The organism is Scandinavium sp., from assembly GCF_036271055.1.
GTDB lineage: Bacteria > Pseudomonadota > Gammaproteobacteria > Enterobacterales > Enterobacteriaceae > Scandinavium.
Genome location: NZ_DATBBJ010000105.1, coordinates 1 through 15,881, shown reverse-complemented (window position 1 = coordinate 15,881; position 15,881 = coordinate 1). Strand labels below are relative to the sequence as shown.

The 15,881-nt window shown below is 52.1% G+C and carries 17 protein-coding genes and 1 other annotated feature; of the genes, 8 read left to right on the top strand and 9 right to left on the bottom strand.

Going from position 1 to position 15,881, the window contains the following annotated elements; all coding sequences use genetic code 11:
* Positions 1–235: 235 nt before the first annotated feature.
* The 3 genes from clpB to rluD all read right to left on the bottom strand — a co-directional run bounded on the left by clpB (position 236) and on the right by rluD (position 4,645).
* Positions 236–2,809 (bottom strand): ATP-dependent chaperone ClpB, encoded by a 2,574-nt coding sequence (clpB, locus tag VH187_RS22250; RefSeq protein WP_329703611.1) that lies wholly within the window; start codon positions 2,807–2,809, stop codon positions 236–238.
* 127 nt (positions 2,810–2,936) lie between these two features.
* Entirely contained in the window at positions 2,937–3,668 is a 732-nt protein-coding gene (gene yfiH, locus VH187_RS22245; RefSeq protein WP_329703610.1) for a purine nucleoside phosphorylase YfiH, read from the bottom strand.
* Entirely contained in the window at positions 3,665–4,645 is a 981-nt protein-coding gene (gene rluD / locus VH187_RS22240; protein ID WP_329703609.1) for a 23S rRNA pseudouridine(1911/1915/1917) synthase RluD, read from the bottom strand. Before rluD ends, yfiH begins: the two co-directional genes overlap by 4 nt.
* 131 nt (positions 4,646–4,776) lie before the next feature.
* Here rluD and bamD point away from each other — a divergent pair, with 131 nt between their 5' ends.
* The 4 genes from bamD to pheA all read left to right on the top strand — a co-directional run bounded on the left by bamD (position 4,777) and on the right by pheA (position 7,553).
* Positions 4,777–5,520, top strand: a complete 744-nt coding sequence (gene bamD / locus VH187_RS22235; RefSeq protein ID WP_329703608.1) for an outer membrane protein assembly factor BamD — start codon at positions 4,777–4,779, stop codon at positions 5,518–5,520.
* Positions 5,521–5,790: 270 nt separating this feature from the next.
* Positions 5,791–6,123: a ribosome-associated translation inhibitor RaiA gene (gene raiA / locus VH187_RS22230; RefSeq protein WP_329703607.1), complete on the top strand. Its 333-nt coding sequence runs from the start codon at positions 5,791–5,793 to the stop codon at positions 6,121–6,123.
* 121 nt (positions 6,124–6,244) lie between these two features.
* Positions 6,245–6,370: a sequence feature (Phe leader region), on the top strand.
* Complete coding sequence (gene pheL, locus VH187_RS22225; protein ID WP_329703613.1) at positions 6,246–6,293, top strand: pheA operon leader peptide PheL; 48 nt, start codon at positions 6,246–6,248, stop codon at positions 6,291–6,293. It overlaps the preceding feature by 48 nt.
* A 22-nt stretch (positions 6,371–6,392) precedes the next feature.
* Positions 6,393–7,553: a bifunctional chorismate mutase/prephenate dehydratase gene (gene pheA, locus VH187_RS22220; RefSeq protein WP_329703606.1), complete on the top strand. Its 1,161-nt coding sequence runs from the start codon at positions 6,393–6,395 to the stop codon at positions 7,551–7,553.
* On the opposite strand, the gene VH187_RS22215 is transcribed toward pheA, so the two are convergent.
* From VH187_RS22215 to aroF, 3 genes are all read right to left on the bottom strand, one after another.
* Positions 7,550–8,422 (bottom strand): SMP-30/gluconolactonase/LRE family protein, encoded by an 873-nt coding sequence (locus tag VH187_RS22215; RefSeq protein WP_329703605.1) that lies wholly within the window; start codon positions 8,420–8,422, stop codon positions 7,550–7,552. The genes pheA and VH187_RS22215 overlap by 4 nt on opposite strands.
* A gap of 64 nt (positions 8,423–8,486) precedes the next feature.
* Positions 8,487–9,608, bottom strand: a complete 1,122-nt coding sequence (tyrA, locus tag VH187_RS22210; protein ID WP_329703604.1) for a bifunctional chorismate mutase/prephenate dehydrogenase — start codon at positions 9,606–9,608, stop codon at positions 8,487–8,489.
* A 9-nt stretch (positions 9,609–9,617) separates the two neighbouring features.
* Entirely contained in the window at positions 9,618–10,688 is a 1,071-nt protein-coding gene (gene aroF, locus VH187_RS22205; RefSeq protein WP_329703603.1) for a 3-deoxy-7-phosphoheptulonate synthase AroF, read from the bottom strand.
* Positions 10,689–10,906: 218 nt separating this feature from the next.
* Here aroF and VH187_RS22200 point away from each other — a divergent pair, with 218 nt between their 5' ends.
* The 4 genes from VH187_RS22200 (at position 10,907) to VH187_RS22185 (ending at position 13,671) form a co-directional block, all read left to right on the top strand.
* Entirely contained in the window at positions 10,907–11,278 is a 372-nt protein-coding gene (locus VH187_RS22200) for a DUF2799 domain-containing protein (RefSeq protein WP_329703602.1), read from the top strand.
* A gap of 176 nt (positions 11,279–11,454) precedes the next feature.
* Positions 11,455–11,961 carry a regulatory sequestration protein YfiR gene (yfiR, locus tag VH187_RS22195; RefSeq protein ID WP_329703612.1) on the top strand — a complete coding sequence of 169 codons (507 nt, stop codon included), beginning with the start codon at positions 11,455–11,457 and terminating at the stop codon, positions 11,959–11,961.
* Positions 11,954–13,174, top strand: coding sequence for a diguanylate cyclase DgcN/YfiN (gene dgcN, locus VH187_RS22190; RefSeq protein ID WP_329703601.1), 1,221 nt, complete (start codon positions 11,954–11,956; stop codon positions 13,172–13,174). Before yfiR ends, dgcN begins: the two co-directional genes overlap by 8 nt.
* 17 nt (positions 13,175–13,191) lie before the next feature.
* Positions 13,192–13,671: an OmpA family protein gene (locus tag VH187_RS22185; RefSeq protein ID WP_329703600.1), complete on the top strand. Its 480-nt coding sequence runs from the start codon at positions 13,192–13,194 to the stop codon at positions 13,669–13,671.
* Positions 13,672–13,674: 3 nt separating this feature from the next.
* On the opposite strand, the gene VH187_RS22180 is transcribed toward VH187_RS22185, so the two are convergent.
* The 3 genes from VH187_RS22180 to rplS form a co-directional block, all read right to left on the bottom strand.
* Positions 13,675–15,033 (bottom strand): PepSY-associated TM helix domain-containing protein, encoded by a 1,359-nt coding sequence (locus VH187_RS22180; protein ID WP_329703599.1) that lies wholly within the window; start codon positions 15,031–15,033, stop codon positions 13,675–13,677.
* Positions 15,034–15,090: 57 nt separating this feature from the next.
* Positions 15,091–15,489: a DUF2946 domain-containing protein gene (locus VH187_RS22175; RefSeq protein WP_329703598.1), complete on the bottom strand. Its 399-nt coding sequence runs from the start codon at positions 15,487–15,489 to the stop codon at positions 15,091–15,093.
* Between the two features lie 117 nt (positions 15,490–15,606).
* Positions 15,607–15,881 (bottom strand): 50S ribosomal protein L19 (gene rplS, locus VH187_RS22170; RefSeq protein ID WP_329703597.1); only part of this gene is annotated, 275 nt, incomplete at its 5' end.

Sequence of the window (15,881 nt, the reverse complement as noted above, 5' to 3'; positions counted from 1 at the left end):
TTTCGCTTTTCTCTGTCAGAATTTCCGGAGAAACCCTTCTGACCCGGCGGCTTGCTTGCCGTTGTTCCGTGTCAGTGGAGGCGCATTATAGGGAGTTATTCTGAGACGGCAAGAGGAAATTCAAAAAAACTTTCCAACCGTTCAATATTCACACAGGCACTGACTAAAATGGCAATTTTTGCCTGGTTTTTAAACAAAACAGGCCCCGAAGGGCCTGTTTTTGCTTTATCGTGATTTACTGCACTGCCACGATGCGGTCATCTTTGACCTTCAACTGGATAGTTTTCCCAGGAATCAACTCGCCAGAAAGGATTTGCTGAGCCAATGGGTTTTCAATTTGCTGCTGAATCGCACGTTTCAATGGACGCGCACCGTATACCGGGTCGTAACCATTCTCGCTGAGCAGCTTCAGCGCATCATCATCTATATGCACAGCATAGCCACGATCTTCAAGACGCTGATACAGGCGCTGCAACTGAATCTTCGCAATCGAGGCAATGTGTTTCTCACCAAGCGGATGGAAGACCACCACTTCATCAATACGGTTGATGAACTCAGGACGGAAGCTCTGGCTAACCACGCCAAGCACCAAATCCTTCATGTGGCTGTAATCCAGTTCACCGAAACGTTCCTGAATCAAATCGGAACCGAGGTTAGACGTCATGATCACCACCGTATTACGGAAGTCGACCGTCCTCCCCTGCCCATCCGTCAGTCGCCCATCATCCAGCACCTGCAACAAAATGTTGAACACATCCGGATGCGCCTTCTCAACTTCATCTAACAGGATGACTGAGTAAGGGCGGCGGCGAACGGCTTCCGTCAGATAACCGCCTTCTTCATAACCGATATATCCCGGAGGCGCACCGACCAGACGTGAGACAGAGTGCTTCTCCATAAATTCGGACATGTCGATACGCACCATGGAATCGTCGCTGTCGAACATAAAGTTAGCCAGCGCTTTGCACAGTTCCGTTTTCCCGACGCCCGTTGGGCCGAGGAACAGGAACGAGCCAATCGGGCGATTTGGATCAGACAGCCCGGCACGGCTACGGCGAATAGCATTGGAAACCGCCTCGACCGCTTCGTTCTGGCCAATCACTCGGCTGTGTAATTCCTGCTCCATCCGCAGCAATTTGTCACGTTCCCCTTCGAGCATTCTCGCAACCGGGATCCCTGTCCAGCGAGCCAGCACATCAGCAATCTCTACATCGGTGACACGGTTACGCAGCAGGCGCATCGTTTTGCCTTCTGACTGCGTCGCAGCCGCCAGCTGTTTTTCCAACTCGGGAATTTTGCCGTACTGCAATTCAGACATCCGCGCTAAATCACCCACACGGCGAGCCTGCTCGATGGCAATCTTGGCCTGCTCAAGCTCAGCTTTGATAGTTTGCGTCCCCGATAACGACGCTTTCTCGGCCTTCCACTCTTCTTCAAGCTCTGAATACTGGCGCTCTTTGTCGTCCAGTTCTTCATTCAGCATATCCAGACGTTTCAGACTGGCGTCATCCGACTCTTTTTTCAGCGCCTGTTGTTCCAGCTTGAGCTGAATAATACGACGGTCAAGACGGTCGAGTTCTTCCGGCTTCGAGTCAATCTGCATTCGGATGCTGGAAGCGGCTTCATCGATCAGGTCGATGGCTTTGTCCGGTAACTGCCTGTCAGCAATATAGCGATGAGATAACGTTGCTGCGGCAACAATCGCCGGGTCGGTGATTTGCACATGGTGATGCAATTCATAGCGTTCTTTCAGACCGCGTAAAATCGCAATGGTATCTTCGACTGACGGTTCAGCGACAAATACTTTCTGGAAGCGACGCTCAAGTGCGGCATCTTTCTCTATATATTGACGGTATTCATCGAGCGTTGTCGCACCGACACAGTGAAGTTCACCGCGAGCCAACGCCGGTTTCAGCATGTTGCCGGCATCCATCGCGCCGTCAGCTTTCCCTGCGCCCACCATAGTGTGCAGCTCATCGATAAACAGAATGACATTGCCTTCCTGTTTAGAGAGATCGTTAAGCACGCCTTTCAGACGCTCTTCGAACTCCCCGCGGTATTTCGCCCCCGCCACCAGTGCGCCCATGTCCAGCGCCAGTACTCGGCGGCCTTTCAGCCCTTCAGGTACTTCACCGTTCACGATACGCTGGGCCAGACCTTCAACAATCGCGGTTTTACCGACGCCAGGTTCACCAATCAACACAGGGTTATTTTTGGTACGGCGTTGCAGAACCTGAATCGTACGGCGAATTTCTTCGTCACGACCGATTACCGGGTCGAGCTTGCCCTGTTCAGCACGTTCGGTCAGATCGAGCGTATATTTCTTTAAAGCCTGACGCTGATCTTCAGCACCCTGGTCATTCACGCTTTCACCTCCACGCATTTGTTCAATCGCCTGAGTCACATTGGCGGTTGTTGCGCCGGCAGCTTTCAGCAAATCGGCCAGCGTACCGCGTGATTCAAGCGCCGCCAGAACGAACAGTTCCGACGAGATAAAGTTGTCATTTCGTTTTTGCGCCAGCTTGTCGCAAAGATTCAGCACACGCACCAGATCCTGAGAAGGCTGTACGTCGCCGCCAGTACCCTCCACCTGAGGTAAACGGCTTAAAGCCTGATCGATGGCCGTGCGTAACTGCCCTGCATTTACGCCAGCAGAGGTTAATAAAGGACGTACCGATCCCCCTTCCTGATTCAGAAGCGCACTCATGAGGTGAAGAGGTTCGATGAATTGGTTGTCGTGCCCCAGCGCAAGCGACTGGGCATCGGCGAGAGCAAGCTGGAATTTATTGGTAAGACGATCCAGACGCATAATTCCTCCCATAACAGGTCAATTTTGCTACTGGAGATTAAATGAGGTCATCCCTCAATTATTCAAGGTGAGAGACCTGAACTATGTGAAAAATAAGTCTGCTTCTGGATCGTCTTGATTCGTTAGGTTATATCAGCCAAATGAAACTTGCCATACGACCGGTCACCTGATCGCGTCGATAAGAGAAAAAATCATCCTTTTCGCTTAGCGTGCAACGTTCACCGCCAAACACCTGATTAATGCCGACATTAGCCAAACGCTGGCGCGCTAGCTGATAGATATCGGCGAAATATTTTTCGCCAGACGGACGAAACGCGCTATCAGCTTTTGCATCTTTATCCATGAAGGCTTCGCGGACTTCCGGACCCACTTCAAAAGCCTGTGGACCAATTGCCGGACCGAGCCAGGCCAGAATGTTTTCTGGATTGTCCTGAAAATGGGCAACGGTTTGTTCCAGCACACCGTCACACAACCCACGCCAACCGGCATGTGCTGCGGCCACTTCGGTTCCTGCTTTATTGCAGAACAATACGGGTAAACAGTCGGCGGTCATCACCGCACACACCAGGCCGGGCTTATTACTGTAGGAGGCGTCGGCCCTTTTGGAGGCGTACTCTCCCTCTGTCAGCGTTAACACCGCATTGCCGTGAACTTGCTCGAGCCAGACCGGGCGTGAAGGAAATTTTGCCATCTCATAAAAGCGACGGCGATTTTCTTCGACGTGTTCCAGATTATCGCCACAGTGGGCACCGAGATTAAGCGAATCCCACGGTGCTAAACTGACACCACCCACGCGCGTGGAGCTACACGCTCCGACACCCGCAGGCATCGGCCACTGAGGAGCAATAATCTTAGTCATAGCCAGGCGACGTTGTCCTTATGCTCTTCAAAATCGGCGCGCATCGCCGCGATCAAATCGACCATGTCCTGTGGGATTGGCGCATGCCATTCCATCTGGATGCCGGTGATCGGATGGTAAAGACGCAGCATAGTTGCATGCAGTGCCTGGCGATCGAATTTACGCAGTTCAGTAATGAACTCTTCCGATGCACCTTTTGGCGGACGCGGACGACCACCATACAGTTGATCGCCCACCAGCGGATGGGTGATATGCGCCATATGCACACGGATTTGGTGTGTACGCCCCGTTTCCAGACGCAGACGCAAACGCGTGTGAATACGGAAGTGTTCCATGATGCGGTAGTGCGTCACCGCCGGTTTACCCATCGGGTGAACGGACATGTGCGTACGTTTGGTTGGGTGACGACTGATCGGTTCTTCAACCGTGCCACCTGATGTCATATGACCAATCGCTACGGCTTCATATTCGCGGGTGATTTCGCGCAGTTGCAACGCTTCCACCAGACGGGTCTGAGCCGGAACGGTTTTCGCGACAACCATCAGGCCAGTCGTGTCTTTATCCAGACGGTGAACGATCCCCGCGCGCGGTACATCAACAATCGGTGGATAATAATGCAGCAGCGCATTAAGAATAGTGCCGTCAGGATTACCAGCGCCAGGATGAACCACCAGACCACGCGGCTTGTTGATAACGAGAATATCGTCATCTTCGTAGACGATGGTCAGCGGGATATCCTGCGGTTCGAAGCGTGCTTCTTCTTCGATTTCAGCGTTGATGGCGACATGCTCTCCCCCCAACACTTTCTCCTTTGGCGTGTCACAAACGACGCCATTTACCTGCACTCGCTGGTCAAGGATCCATTCTTTTATACGTGAACGTGAATAATCCGGGAACATTTCGGCCAAAGCCTGATCTAAGCGTTGACCGAGTTGTTTTTCGGATACCGTTGCGGTGAGTTGTACTTGTTGTGCCATAAACAGCTTCTTCGTTTAACGTTGGGTTTTACGGCTTCGCCGTATAATATAGTGTGCTATTGTAGCTGGTCTTAATCGGGAGCAGGAATGATAATCTCCCGCATAAACATTCTGAGGAAAGTCAAAACGTCATGACGCGCATGAAATACCTGGTGGCCATTGCCACACTGAGCCTGGCTTTGGCGGGTTGCTCCGGTTCAAAGGAAGAGGTGCCTGATAGCCCGCCAAATGAAATCTACGCGACTGCTCAACAAAAGTTGCAGGACGGTAACTGGAAACAGGCGATAACGCAACTGGAAGCGCTCGATAACCGCTATCCGTTTGGCCCTTATTCTCAGCAGGTTCAGCTCGACTTGATTTATGCGTACTACAAAAACGCCGATCTGCCGCTGGCTCAGGCCGCTATTGACCGCTTCATGCGTCTCAACCCGACGCATCCAAACATTGACTACGTCATCTATATGCGTGGCCTGACCAACATGGCCCTGGATGACAGCGCCCTGCAGGGCTTCTTCGGCGTTGACCGTTCTGACCGCGATCCGCAGCACGCCCGCGATGCGTTCACCGACTTCTCCAAACTGGTTCGCGGCTATCCGCAGAGTCAGTACTCTTCCGATGCTTACAAGCGCATGGTATTCCTGAAGGACCGTCTGGCTAAGTATGAGCTGTCGGTTGTAGATTACTATGTCGATCGTGGCGCATGGGTTGCGGTCGTGAACCGTACCGAAGGAATGCTGCGTGACTTCCCGGATACGCAGGCAACCCGCGATGCGTTGCCGAAGATGGAAAAAGCCTACCGCGAAATGCAAATGAACGCGCAGGCTGACAAAGTGGCGAAAATCATCGCCGCCAACGACAGCAAAACCAGCAGCTGATTGTTCCTTATAGCGAAAAAGGCAGCCGATAAGGCTGCCTTTTTTTATGGAATTAGTTATTTCGCTGAAGCGGTTTAGCGCGAAGTCATCCCATCAACTATGGCTCTCTTTTCCCCATTCCTCAAGTATTAAATCACCTGTTCCTGTCCTGTCTCACAAAATACGTTGACTGACAAAAAGTGACAAAATTACGTGATTTACATCACACATTTTGACATTGAGAACGGTATGCTGGATTCACCAAGACGGGAAAGACAAGAGGTAAAATTTATGACAATGAACATTACCAGTAAACAAATGGAAATTACTCCGGCTATCCGCCAGCACGTCGCAGACCGTCTCACCAAACTTGAAAAATGGCAAACTCATCTGATTAACCCACACATCATTCTGTCTAAGGAGCCGCAGGGTTTTGTTGCCGACGCAACCATGAACACACCGAACGGTCATCTGGTTGCCAGCGCACGTCATGAAGATATGTACACTGCCATTAACGAATTGATCAACAAGCTGGAAAGGCAGCTCAATAAAGTGCAACACAAAGGGGAAGCACGTCGCGCCAACGCATCGGTGAAAGACGTCAACTTCGTTGAACAAGAGTAATCCTTATCAACTGTGTTAATCCAACGCGCCTTCGGGCGCGTTTTTTGTGCGTACGAACTTTTGCGGTTGACAGCACGAAAACAGTGCGGTTACTTTAACTGCATCGCTCTAAGGAAACCCTGATGAAAACTGCCCCGTTCTTCTTCGCATTCTTTTTTACCTTCCCCTGAATGGGAGGCGTTTCGTCGTGTGATAAAGAATGCGAAGACGAACAATAAGGCCTCCCACACTGGGGGGCCTTTTTTATTGATAACAAGAAAGGCGACATTATGACTGCGGAAAACCCGTTACTGGCCCTGCGCGATAAGATAAGCGCACTGGATGAAAAGTTGCTCTCGCTGTTGGCCGAGCGCCGTGGCCTGGCGGTTGAAGTGGGCAAAGCCAAACTTCTTTCCCATCGCCCGGTGCGTGACATCGATCGTGAGCGCGACCTGCTGGAACGCTTGATTACCCTTGGCAAGACACATCATCTCGATGCGCATTACATTACTCGCCTGTTCCAGCTGATTATTGAAGATTCAGTGCTGACCCAACAGACGCTGCTCCAGCAACACCTGAACAAAATCAACCCGCATTCCGCACGCGTGGCGTTTCTTGGCCCGAAAGGGTCATACTCTCACCTCGCCGCACGCCAGTACGCTGCCCGCCATTTCGAACAATTTATTGAAAGTGGCTGCGCCAAATTCGCTGATATCTTCAATCAGGTTGAAACCGGGCAAGCAGATTACGCTGTCGTGCCGATTGAAAACACCAGCTCGGGCGCTATCAACGACGTCTACGATTTGTTGCAACACACCAGCCTGTCGATTGTTGGCGAGATGACTATTCCTATCGATCATTGCGTGTTGGTTTCCGGCTCGACCAGCCTGGACGAAATCGAAATCGTCTACAGCCATCCGCAGCCTTTCCAGCAATGCAGCCAGTTCCTCAATCGTTATCCGCACTGGAAAATTGAGTACACCGAAAGCACCTCAGCAGCGATGGAAAAAGTGGCGCAGGCAAATTCACCGCATGTGGCCGCACTTGGCAGCGAAGCCGGTGGCGGCTTGTATGGTTTGCAGGTTCTCGAGCGTAATCTGGCGAACCAGACGCAAAACATCACACGTTTTGTGGTCCTCGCCCGTAAAGCGGTTAATGTTTCCGATCAGGTTCCGGCGAAAACTACCCTGCTGATGGCAACCGGGCAACAGGCCGGTGCGCTGGTAGAAGCACTACTGGTATTGCGTAATCATAATCTGATTATGACGAAGCTCGAATCGCGTCCGATTAACGGGAATCCTTGGGAAGAAATGTTTTATCTGGACGTGCAGGCAAACCTGGAATCGGCGGCGATGCAACGAGCGCTCAAGGAGCTGGGCGAAATTACCCGCTCCATGAAAGTGCTGGGCTGTTATCCGAGTGAAAACGTGGTGCCAGTCGACCCGGTTTAAGCTTCAACAAACGGTGATTTCTTCATGCCTGCCACATCCACAGGCAGGGTGAAGATAGCGCCGGAGAGGGGATATTTTTGAATCTCTTCGGCGCTCATGTTTTCACGCGTGGTGGTGATAAACAGTGTTTTCATCTCGGGGCCGCCAAAGCACACCATCGTCGGGCAGCGCACCGGCAAACGGTATTCTGCCAGTTGTTGACCATCAGGCGAGAAGCGCGCCACCCGCCACCCATCAAACATCGCAATCCAGTAACAGCCTTCTTCGTCGATAGCCGCGCCATCGGGAATGCCCTCCCCTGCGTTAAACCGCCGAAAGACATCCCGTTTGCCTGGCTCACCTTGCTCATCCAGCGGCGTACGGTAGATAACGCCGTTTGGCGTATCCGAGGTATACATCCACTTTTTATCCGCACTAAAAGCCAGTCCGTTAGCGCCGTGAATATCACACTGGATTACTTTGGGTTTGAGTTGATTATCCACGCGTACTAACAGCGCGCCGTTGTAATCTCCGGGGGCCCAAAACGTCCCGGCGTAAAAACGGCCATCACGATCGGTTCCGCCATCATTGAAGCGCGCTAATTGGGGATTGCTCGGGTTATCGCATATTTTACGCACCAGCAATCCGTGACGATCGCTCAGCCAAATGGCGCTACGCAAAGCAACAATAAAACCGCCCTTTTCACGCAATGAGAAGCAACCGACCTCTTCTGGAAATTGCAGTACCTGATGTTCGCCACTGTTGAGATCGTAACGATGAATTTCATACTCAAGGATATCAGCCCAATAGAGCGCCTGTTCAGCTTCGCTCCAGGTCGGGCATTCCGGTAAGTGGCCGGCGTAATCAAACAACACTTCGGGTTGTGCCATTGTCGTTTCCCTATAAAAAAAGCCAGCGGGTCTCCCCTCTGGCTTTTGAGTATAAACATATTTTTTATTGCCGACTGTCGTTGGCCTGGCGTAATAGCGTTCGACTTTCGTTCTGGAAGCGCTGGGCGTAATCGCCAAACCAGTGCTCGACTTTGCGGAAGCTGTCGATAAACGCCTGCTTATCGCCTTGCTCCAGCAGCCCGATGGCTTCCCCAAAGCGTTTGTAGTAACGCTTGATCAACGAAATATTGCTTGGCGAAGACATAATGATATCGGCGTACAGTTGTGGATCCTGGGCAAACAGACGGCCCACCATCGCCAGTTCCAGACGGTAAATGGGCGATGACAGCGCCAGTAACTGTTCCAGTTGAACATTCTCTTCTGCCAGATGCAGGCCATACGCAAAGGTCGCGAAATGGCGTAACGCCTGAATGAACGCCATGTTCTGATCATGTTCAACTGCGCTGATACGGTGTAAACGTGCGCCCCAGACCTGAATTTGTTCCAGGAACCATTGGTAGGCTTCCGGCTGACGACCATCACAATAGACCACAACCTGTTTCGCCAGGCTGCCACTGTCCGGGCCGAACATCGGGTGAAGCCCCAAAACCGGACCATTATGCGCGGCGAGCATGGCCTGTAACGGCACCGCTTTTACCGAGGCCAGATCGACCAAAATACAATCCGCAGGCAGTGCCGGTAACTTCTCAATAATCTGTGCGGTCGCATGGATCGGCACGCTGACGATAACCATCCCGGCATCTGCGACCAGCTCTTCGGCGTTGGCCCAATCCTCTTTCTCGAGGATCCGCACCTGATAGCCCGAAAGTGTGAGCATTTTCTCAAACAAACGTCCCATCTGCCCGCCACCGCCGACGATCACTACCGGACGCAGTTGCGGGCAAAGGGTTTTGAAGCCTTTGTCATTTTCGCTTGAGTAGGACTCACGCATCACGCGACGCAGGACATCTTCGATAAGATCCGGCGGCACACCAAGCGCGGCCGCTTCTTCGCGGCGAGAAGCCAGCATTGACGCCTCGCGCTCAGGGACATAAATCGGCAAGCCATATTTACTTTTGACTTCTCCGACCCCGGCCACCAGCTCCAGACGGCGCGCCAGTAACCCCAGCAGCGCCTTATCGACTTCATCTATTTGATCGCGTAGTGCGGTCAGTTCAGCAACCATAAATTCCTCTTACGCCAGGCGAGCTTTCAGCTGGCCACGCAAATCTTTATCGAGCTCACGCAGCAGCGCATCCGTCGCTTCCCAGCTAATGCAGGCATCCGTGACCGACACACCGTATTTCATATCGCAACGCGGCTGTTCGGAAGACTGATTGCCTTCATGAATATTACTTTCAATCATCAGACCGATAATGGAACGGTTCCCATCTTTGATCTGAGCGACAACCGATTCTGCCACAGCGGGCTGACGGCGGTAATCTTTGTTAGAGTTACCATGGCTACAATCCACCATCAGCGCGGGCTTCAGGCCTGCCTGCTCCATCTCTTTCTCACACTGCGCGACATCAGCCGGGCTGTAATTTGGCGCTTTACCGCCACGCAGGATCACGTGACCATCAGGATTCCCCTGGGTTTGCAGCAGACAAACCTGACCCGCCTGGTTGATGCCGACAAAACGGTGTGGCATCGCGGCCGCACGCATGGCGTTAATCGCCGTGGCAAGGCTGCCATCAGTGCCATTCTTAAAGCCAACCGGCATTGACAGACCAGACGCCATTTCGCGGTGCGTCTGTGATTCCGTAGTACGCGCGCCAATAGCAGACCAGCTAAACAGATCACCAAGGTATTGCGGGCTGTTCGGATCCAGCGCTTCGGTCGCCAACGGCAGGCCCATGCTGACCAATTCCACCAGCAGACGACGCGCAATTTTAAGACCACCTTCCACATCAAACGAGCCATCCATGTGCGGATCGTTGATCAACCCTTTCCAGCCAACAGTGGTACGAGGTTTTTCAAAGTAGACGCGCATCACCAGGTAGAGGCTATCGCTGACCTCTGCGGCAAGGGCTTTAAAACGATGAGCGTACTCAATCGCCGCTTCCGGATCGTGGATAGAGCAAGGCCCACACACCACCAGCAGACGCGGATCGCGCCCGGCTATAATATCGGAAATGGTCTGACGAGACTGGGCAATCTGCTCCTGCTGTGCAACGGTCAGCGGGAATTCCGCTTTCAGCACTTCAGGGGTGATCAGAACGTGTTCGTCGGCGATATGTACGTTGTTCAGCGCGTCTTTTTGCATGATGGCGATCCTGTGTAGCTCGTTTGCGATAAGGGTTTCCTCAGTGAGGTTGAGCTTACAATACCACACACGGTAAAGATTTCAATCCATAATCCGTAAATATTACTTTACAGCAACCACTTTATCGCTATTTTGTTCGTCTTTTTCTGTAAACATAATATTCCACTCGCACTACTCAACGGCTACGCTATGCTGAAAGCACTGATACGGAGGAGCTTATGAAGCCAGTTTTGTGCGCGCTTTTGCTGATGTTATTAAATGGATGCACGCTTGATCCCTATGCCGATGTGCCTAAAGGCGCTACCGATTGGTACGGCGAAGGGATAGACGATGGCCGGAGCGGTATTACTGCCAGAAGCGATGAAGCCCTGGCGAATGACCTGAATGATGCGAAAGTCGATCGCAGAACCTATCTGAAGGGCTATGCCGTAGGGCTTCAGGACATATGCCAACCGCATTTACTCTTCGGCTGGGGCGTGTCCGGTAAAATTTACCCCGAAGGTTGCGATGCAACCCCTAATGCAACAGCCCTGCGAGAAGCCTGGCAAAAAGGCATGAATGAAGGCGCTCAGTCTAATAAGCTCAATTAACCGCCTTATTCGCGATCCGTAAAAAGTATCACCCGAACACAACACCGCTCACCGGCAATTCATTAAGCACATTAATGACTGACCGTGTGAATAATGTTAATCTTTATATAATCTACATGAATGATTTATCTCTGGATGCGTGGCGAACTTTAGTGAGCACCCGGTGGCAACCTTATATGCGCCAATTAACCCTGGCACTGCTATTCCTGAGTACGGACAACCCGGTATTTGCAGCGCCTACCGGGCAGGATAATGCTGTCCGCGATATTGTTTCCGGCATCGTAAGTTACACCCACTGGCCTGCACTCAACGGAAAGCCAACACTCTGTATTTTCTCCAGTTCTGCTTATGTATCCGCGCTTAATCGTGGAGAGTCCGTCAATCGTCCTTACACCCCCGTTATCGTGCAAAACGAACAACAAGCATTGACGGCTCAATGCGACGCACTTTATTTCGGTAATGAAACGCCCGAACGTCAGCAGCAGATTATTAACCATTTACCGTCTCGCCCCCTGTTAACCCTCGCAGAGCAAAATGCAGAGTGCATTATCGGCAGCGCATTTTGCCTGCAAATGCTTCCAGAGAGAGTCTCGTTTTCCGTCAACCTTGATGCGCTTTCCCGAAGCGGTGTCAGGGTCAATCCTGACGTGTTAATGCTTGCCCGGAATAAAAAACATGAATAAGGATCTCTCCACCGCGCAACGCCCTACGTTTAAAAGAACATTACGGCGAATCAATATGACCAGCATCGTCATTACGATGACGCTCGTCTGGCTGATGCTGTGCGTCGTTTCCGTCGTTTCGCTGAAACAATATGCGCAAAAAAATCTTGAGCTGACGGGCGCCACACTGAGTCACAGCATCGAAGCAGCACTCGTTTTCCGGGATGAAACTGCCGCCACCGATACGCTGGCGATGTTAGGAAAACAAGGGCAATTCGCACAGGCTGACGTGTTTGACAAGCATCATCATCTGTTCGCCCATTGGGTTTATGAAAGCGACGCCAGCAGCGATCGCTTTAATCTGATGATTAGCCATTGGCTGTTTCCAAAACCCGCCACCGAGCCGGTGAAACATAATGGTGAAATCATTGGGGAAATCCGTCTTACTGCCCGCGACAGCCTGATCAGTCACTTTATCTGGACATCGCTCGCCGTACTCACCACCTGCATCCTGCTGGCGACGGGAATAGCGATGATTATCTCTCGCCATCTGCATGCTGACGTGGTCAACGCGCTACAAAATATTACCGACGTAGCGCATGATGTGCGCACCAACCGTAACTTCTCACGCCGCGTCCCCGAAGAACGTATTGAGGAATTTCATCGTTTCGCTCAGGACTTCAACAGTCTGCTGAATGAAATGGAGCAATGGCAGCGTTCGTTGCAGGCTAAAAACGATCAGCTGCTGCAAACAGCCATGCACGATCCGCTCACCGGCCTGCCGAATCGCGCCTCATTCCGTATCCATATCAATAGGTTGATGAATGATGAAACAGCCAAATCGGGCTCAGCGCTGCTGTTTATGGACGGCGATGATTTTAAATACATCAACGACACCTGGGGCCACGCGGCGGGTGACTATGTGTTGATTGAGACAGCCCTGCGTCTCGCCGAGTTTGGCGGCCAACAGCATCACGCTTTTCGCCTCGGCGGCGATGAATTTGCCATTCTTCTCAGCAATATCAGTGATGAACTGCAGGTTCAGCGCATTTGTGGCGAACTGGCGCAACGATTTGCGCAGCCTATGGATATGCATAACGGTCACTCCACACCCTTCACGTTGAGTATTGGCTATGCACTGACTAATGAGCACGATACCGCAGCGGCGTTGCTTGAACAGGCTGATAAAAAAATGTACCTGATGAAAAATCAGCGTACCAGGACACTTTCGTAGACTATAAGGAATTGCGCATGCTTAAGCGTTTTATCGCACCAGTGCTTCTGGCGACTTCGCTACTGGCAGGCTGCCAGTCTCAGGGAAAATTCTCGCAGGAACAAATTGCCGAAATGAAAACCTGGGGGTTCAGTGAAAACGCGGGTGACTGGTCATTGGGGATTTCAGACAAAATACTGTTTGATACCAACGACTATCAGCTCAAAAGCGAGAGTCGCCAGCAGATCCAGACCATGGCCTCCCGTCTTGCGGCAACCGGACTGATGCATGCCCGCATGGACGGGCATACCGATAACTATGGCGAAAAGAGTTATAACGAAGCGCTATCGCTCAAACGCGCTGACCGCGTGGCTGATGCCTGGGCACAAGGAGCGCATGTTCCGCGCACCAACCTCACCACGCGTGGACTTGGGGAAAAATACCCTGTCGCCAGCAATAAAACGGCGCAGGGCCGCGCTGAGAACCGTCGTGTAACTGTGGTCATCAGCGAGCCCTGAACCTTATTCTGCTGACTGAACCGACGTCGCTGTGCTGGCCATTCGCCAGCGCAGAACATCGACAGCGATAAACAACAGCAGGCTAACACCCAGCACCGGCATGGCGAAGCCCAGCACAACCGCCAGAACAATCGTCATCCATTTCCCACCTTTCGACAAATCACACCAGCTCTGCGTCAGCGTCATCAGTGGATTATAACGCGCGGGTGTTGGGCGACGGATCCACCATAGACGATAACCTACCACGATCATCACACACAGCGCACCGCCAAAGGCTATTAACAGGATCTGGTTGAGCAGGCCAAACAATAAGCCCATGTGGAAATCAACACCCCAGCGCGTAAGTTTCGCCATCAATGGAAAATCCGCAAAACGCGTATGGTCCACAATCTGCATTTTCATGGCATCGATTGCCACAGCATCAACTTGTGTCGGCCAACTTCTGTCGATTTCGGTGACTGTCCACGCTTTGTCGTGGCTTTTAGCTGGACGTATTTCAACTTTATGGGCATTAATGCCCGCCTGTTGCGCCAGATGTAAAACATCATCAAACAGCACCAGATCCGGTGTCATCTGCATACCATCGTGATCGCCATGATGCTCAGCATGCGGATCCATCACCATCGCCTGGCCGCCGAGTTGAGTATTCACCTGCGGCGTCATCCAGTTAAACACGGCCCGCAATTTATCGACATTTCCCCCGGCCCACTGTGACCAGGTCAATCCTGTCGCTGAGAATAACAACATTCCCCCCAGCAAAATCCAGCCCAGCGTGACATGCACCCGACGATTGTTCTGCATGCTGTTATGGATGCGTCTTTTCGGCCGGGTGAAAAACCACAGTGCGATGCCGCCACAAGCCGCCAGCCACATCCACGACGCCGCCAGTTCGCTATAAAGCCGCCCGACATCACCGAGCAACAAAGAGCGATGCGCGTAATCAATCCACTGCCGTAACGGCAAAATCCCGCTGGTGCCGTACACCGTCATATCGCCTTTTACCGCCAATGTCACCGGATCGATAAACAGCGCACGGGTTTCTGATTCACCTAACTTCGGATCACTGAACATTACACGAGTCGTGTCACCTGGCGTTAACGAAGGTCGCACCGCATACAGAGCCAACGACTGACCGGTCACCTGTTCGGCGACGGCAATTTGCTCTGCCAGCGAATGATTTTCACCGGTCTTTTCGGCGGTCAAAGCCTGACGGTAAATCAGACTCTCCAGTTGTGGCGATGCAACATACAACGTGCCAGTTAGCGCGGCGACGAAGATAAACGGCCCGGCGAACAGACCAATAGAAAAGTGGAGACGGCGCAGCAAATTAATCCAGGCCGTACGCGGAGTGCAGGAAGTCATACTTTTCCTTTTAAAAGCAAACAAGGTGTGTGGCGCTGAGCGCCCATTTTTATGTTATTAGCAGGTAAAAGCAGACAATCGCGGCGGCGCGCGGGTATCGGGATAGAGCCAGGGGAAGAAATGCCACGCCTGAATGACGGGCCGAGGGGGACGTTCGCGCAGCCGTTGCAGCAACATACAAACCAGCAGCACCAATGCCAAAATAATCCCCGGCATGTGCGCCAACAGGACGCAGTAACCGCAGGCTTCGGCATGATCGGATGGAACCGGACCGGATCCCCCCTGGTGAGCATTCATCATCGACATATCGTGATGCATACCCGACATCGCACTCATCGGGTCTTTTTGCAGAGAAACGGAAATCAGCGGCGCCACAATGATCAACGCAATAGCAAACAGCGCGAGCCAGGCCGCGAAGCGTTTGCTGTTATTACGATGAAATATGTTCTCTACCATCTGCCCTCCGAAGCGGGGGCATTGTAAATCATTTGCAGCAAAAAAGTTAACAACCGGAGAGGTAGACAATAAAAAAGGGCCAGCCTTTCGGCCAGCCCTTTTCAACACGGATGTCGCTTAAGCGCCAAGACGCTCTTTGATACGAGCTGACTTACCAGTACGCTCACGCAGGTAGTACAGTTTAGCTTTACGAACGGCACCACGGCGTTTAACAGCAATGCTGTCAACAACTGGAGAGTGAGTCTGGAAGACACGCTCAACGCCTTCGCCGTTGGAAATTTTGCGAACAGTGAATGCAGAGTGCAGACCGCGGTTACGAATAGCGATAACCACGCCCTCGAATGCCTGCAGACGTTTTTTGGAACCTTCAACAACCCATACTTTCACTTCCA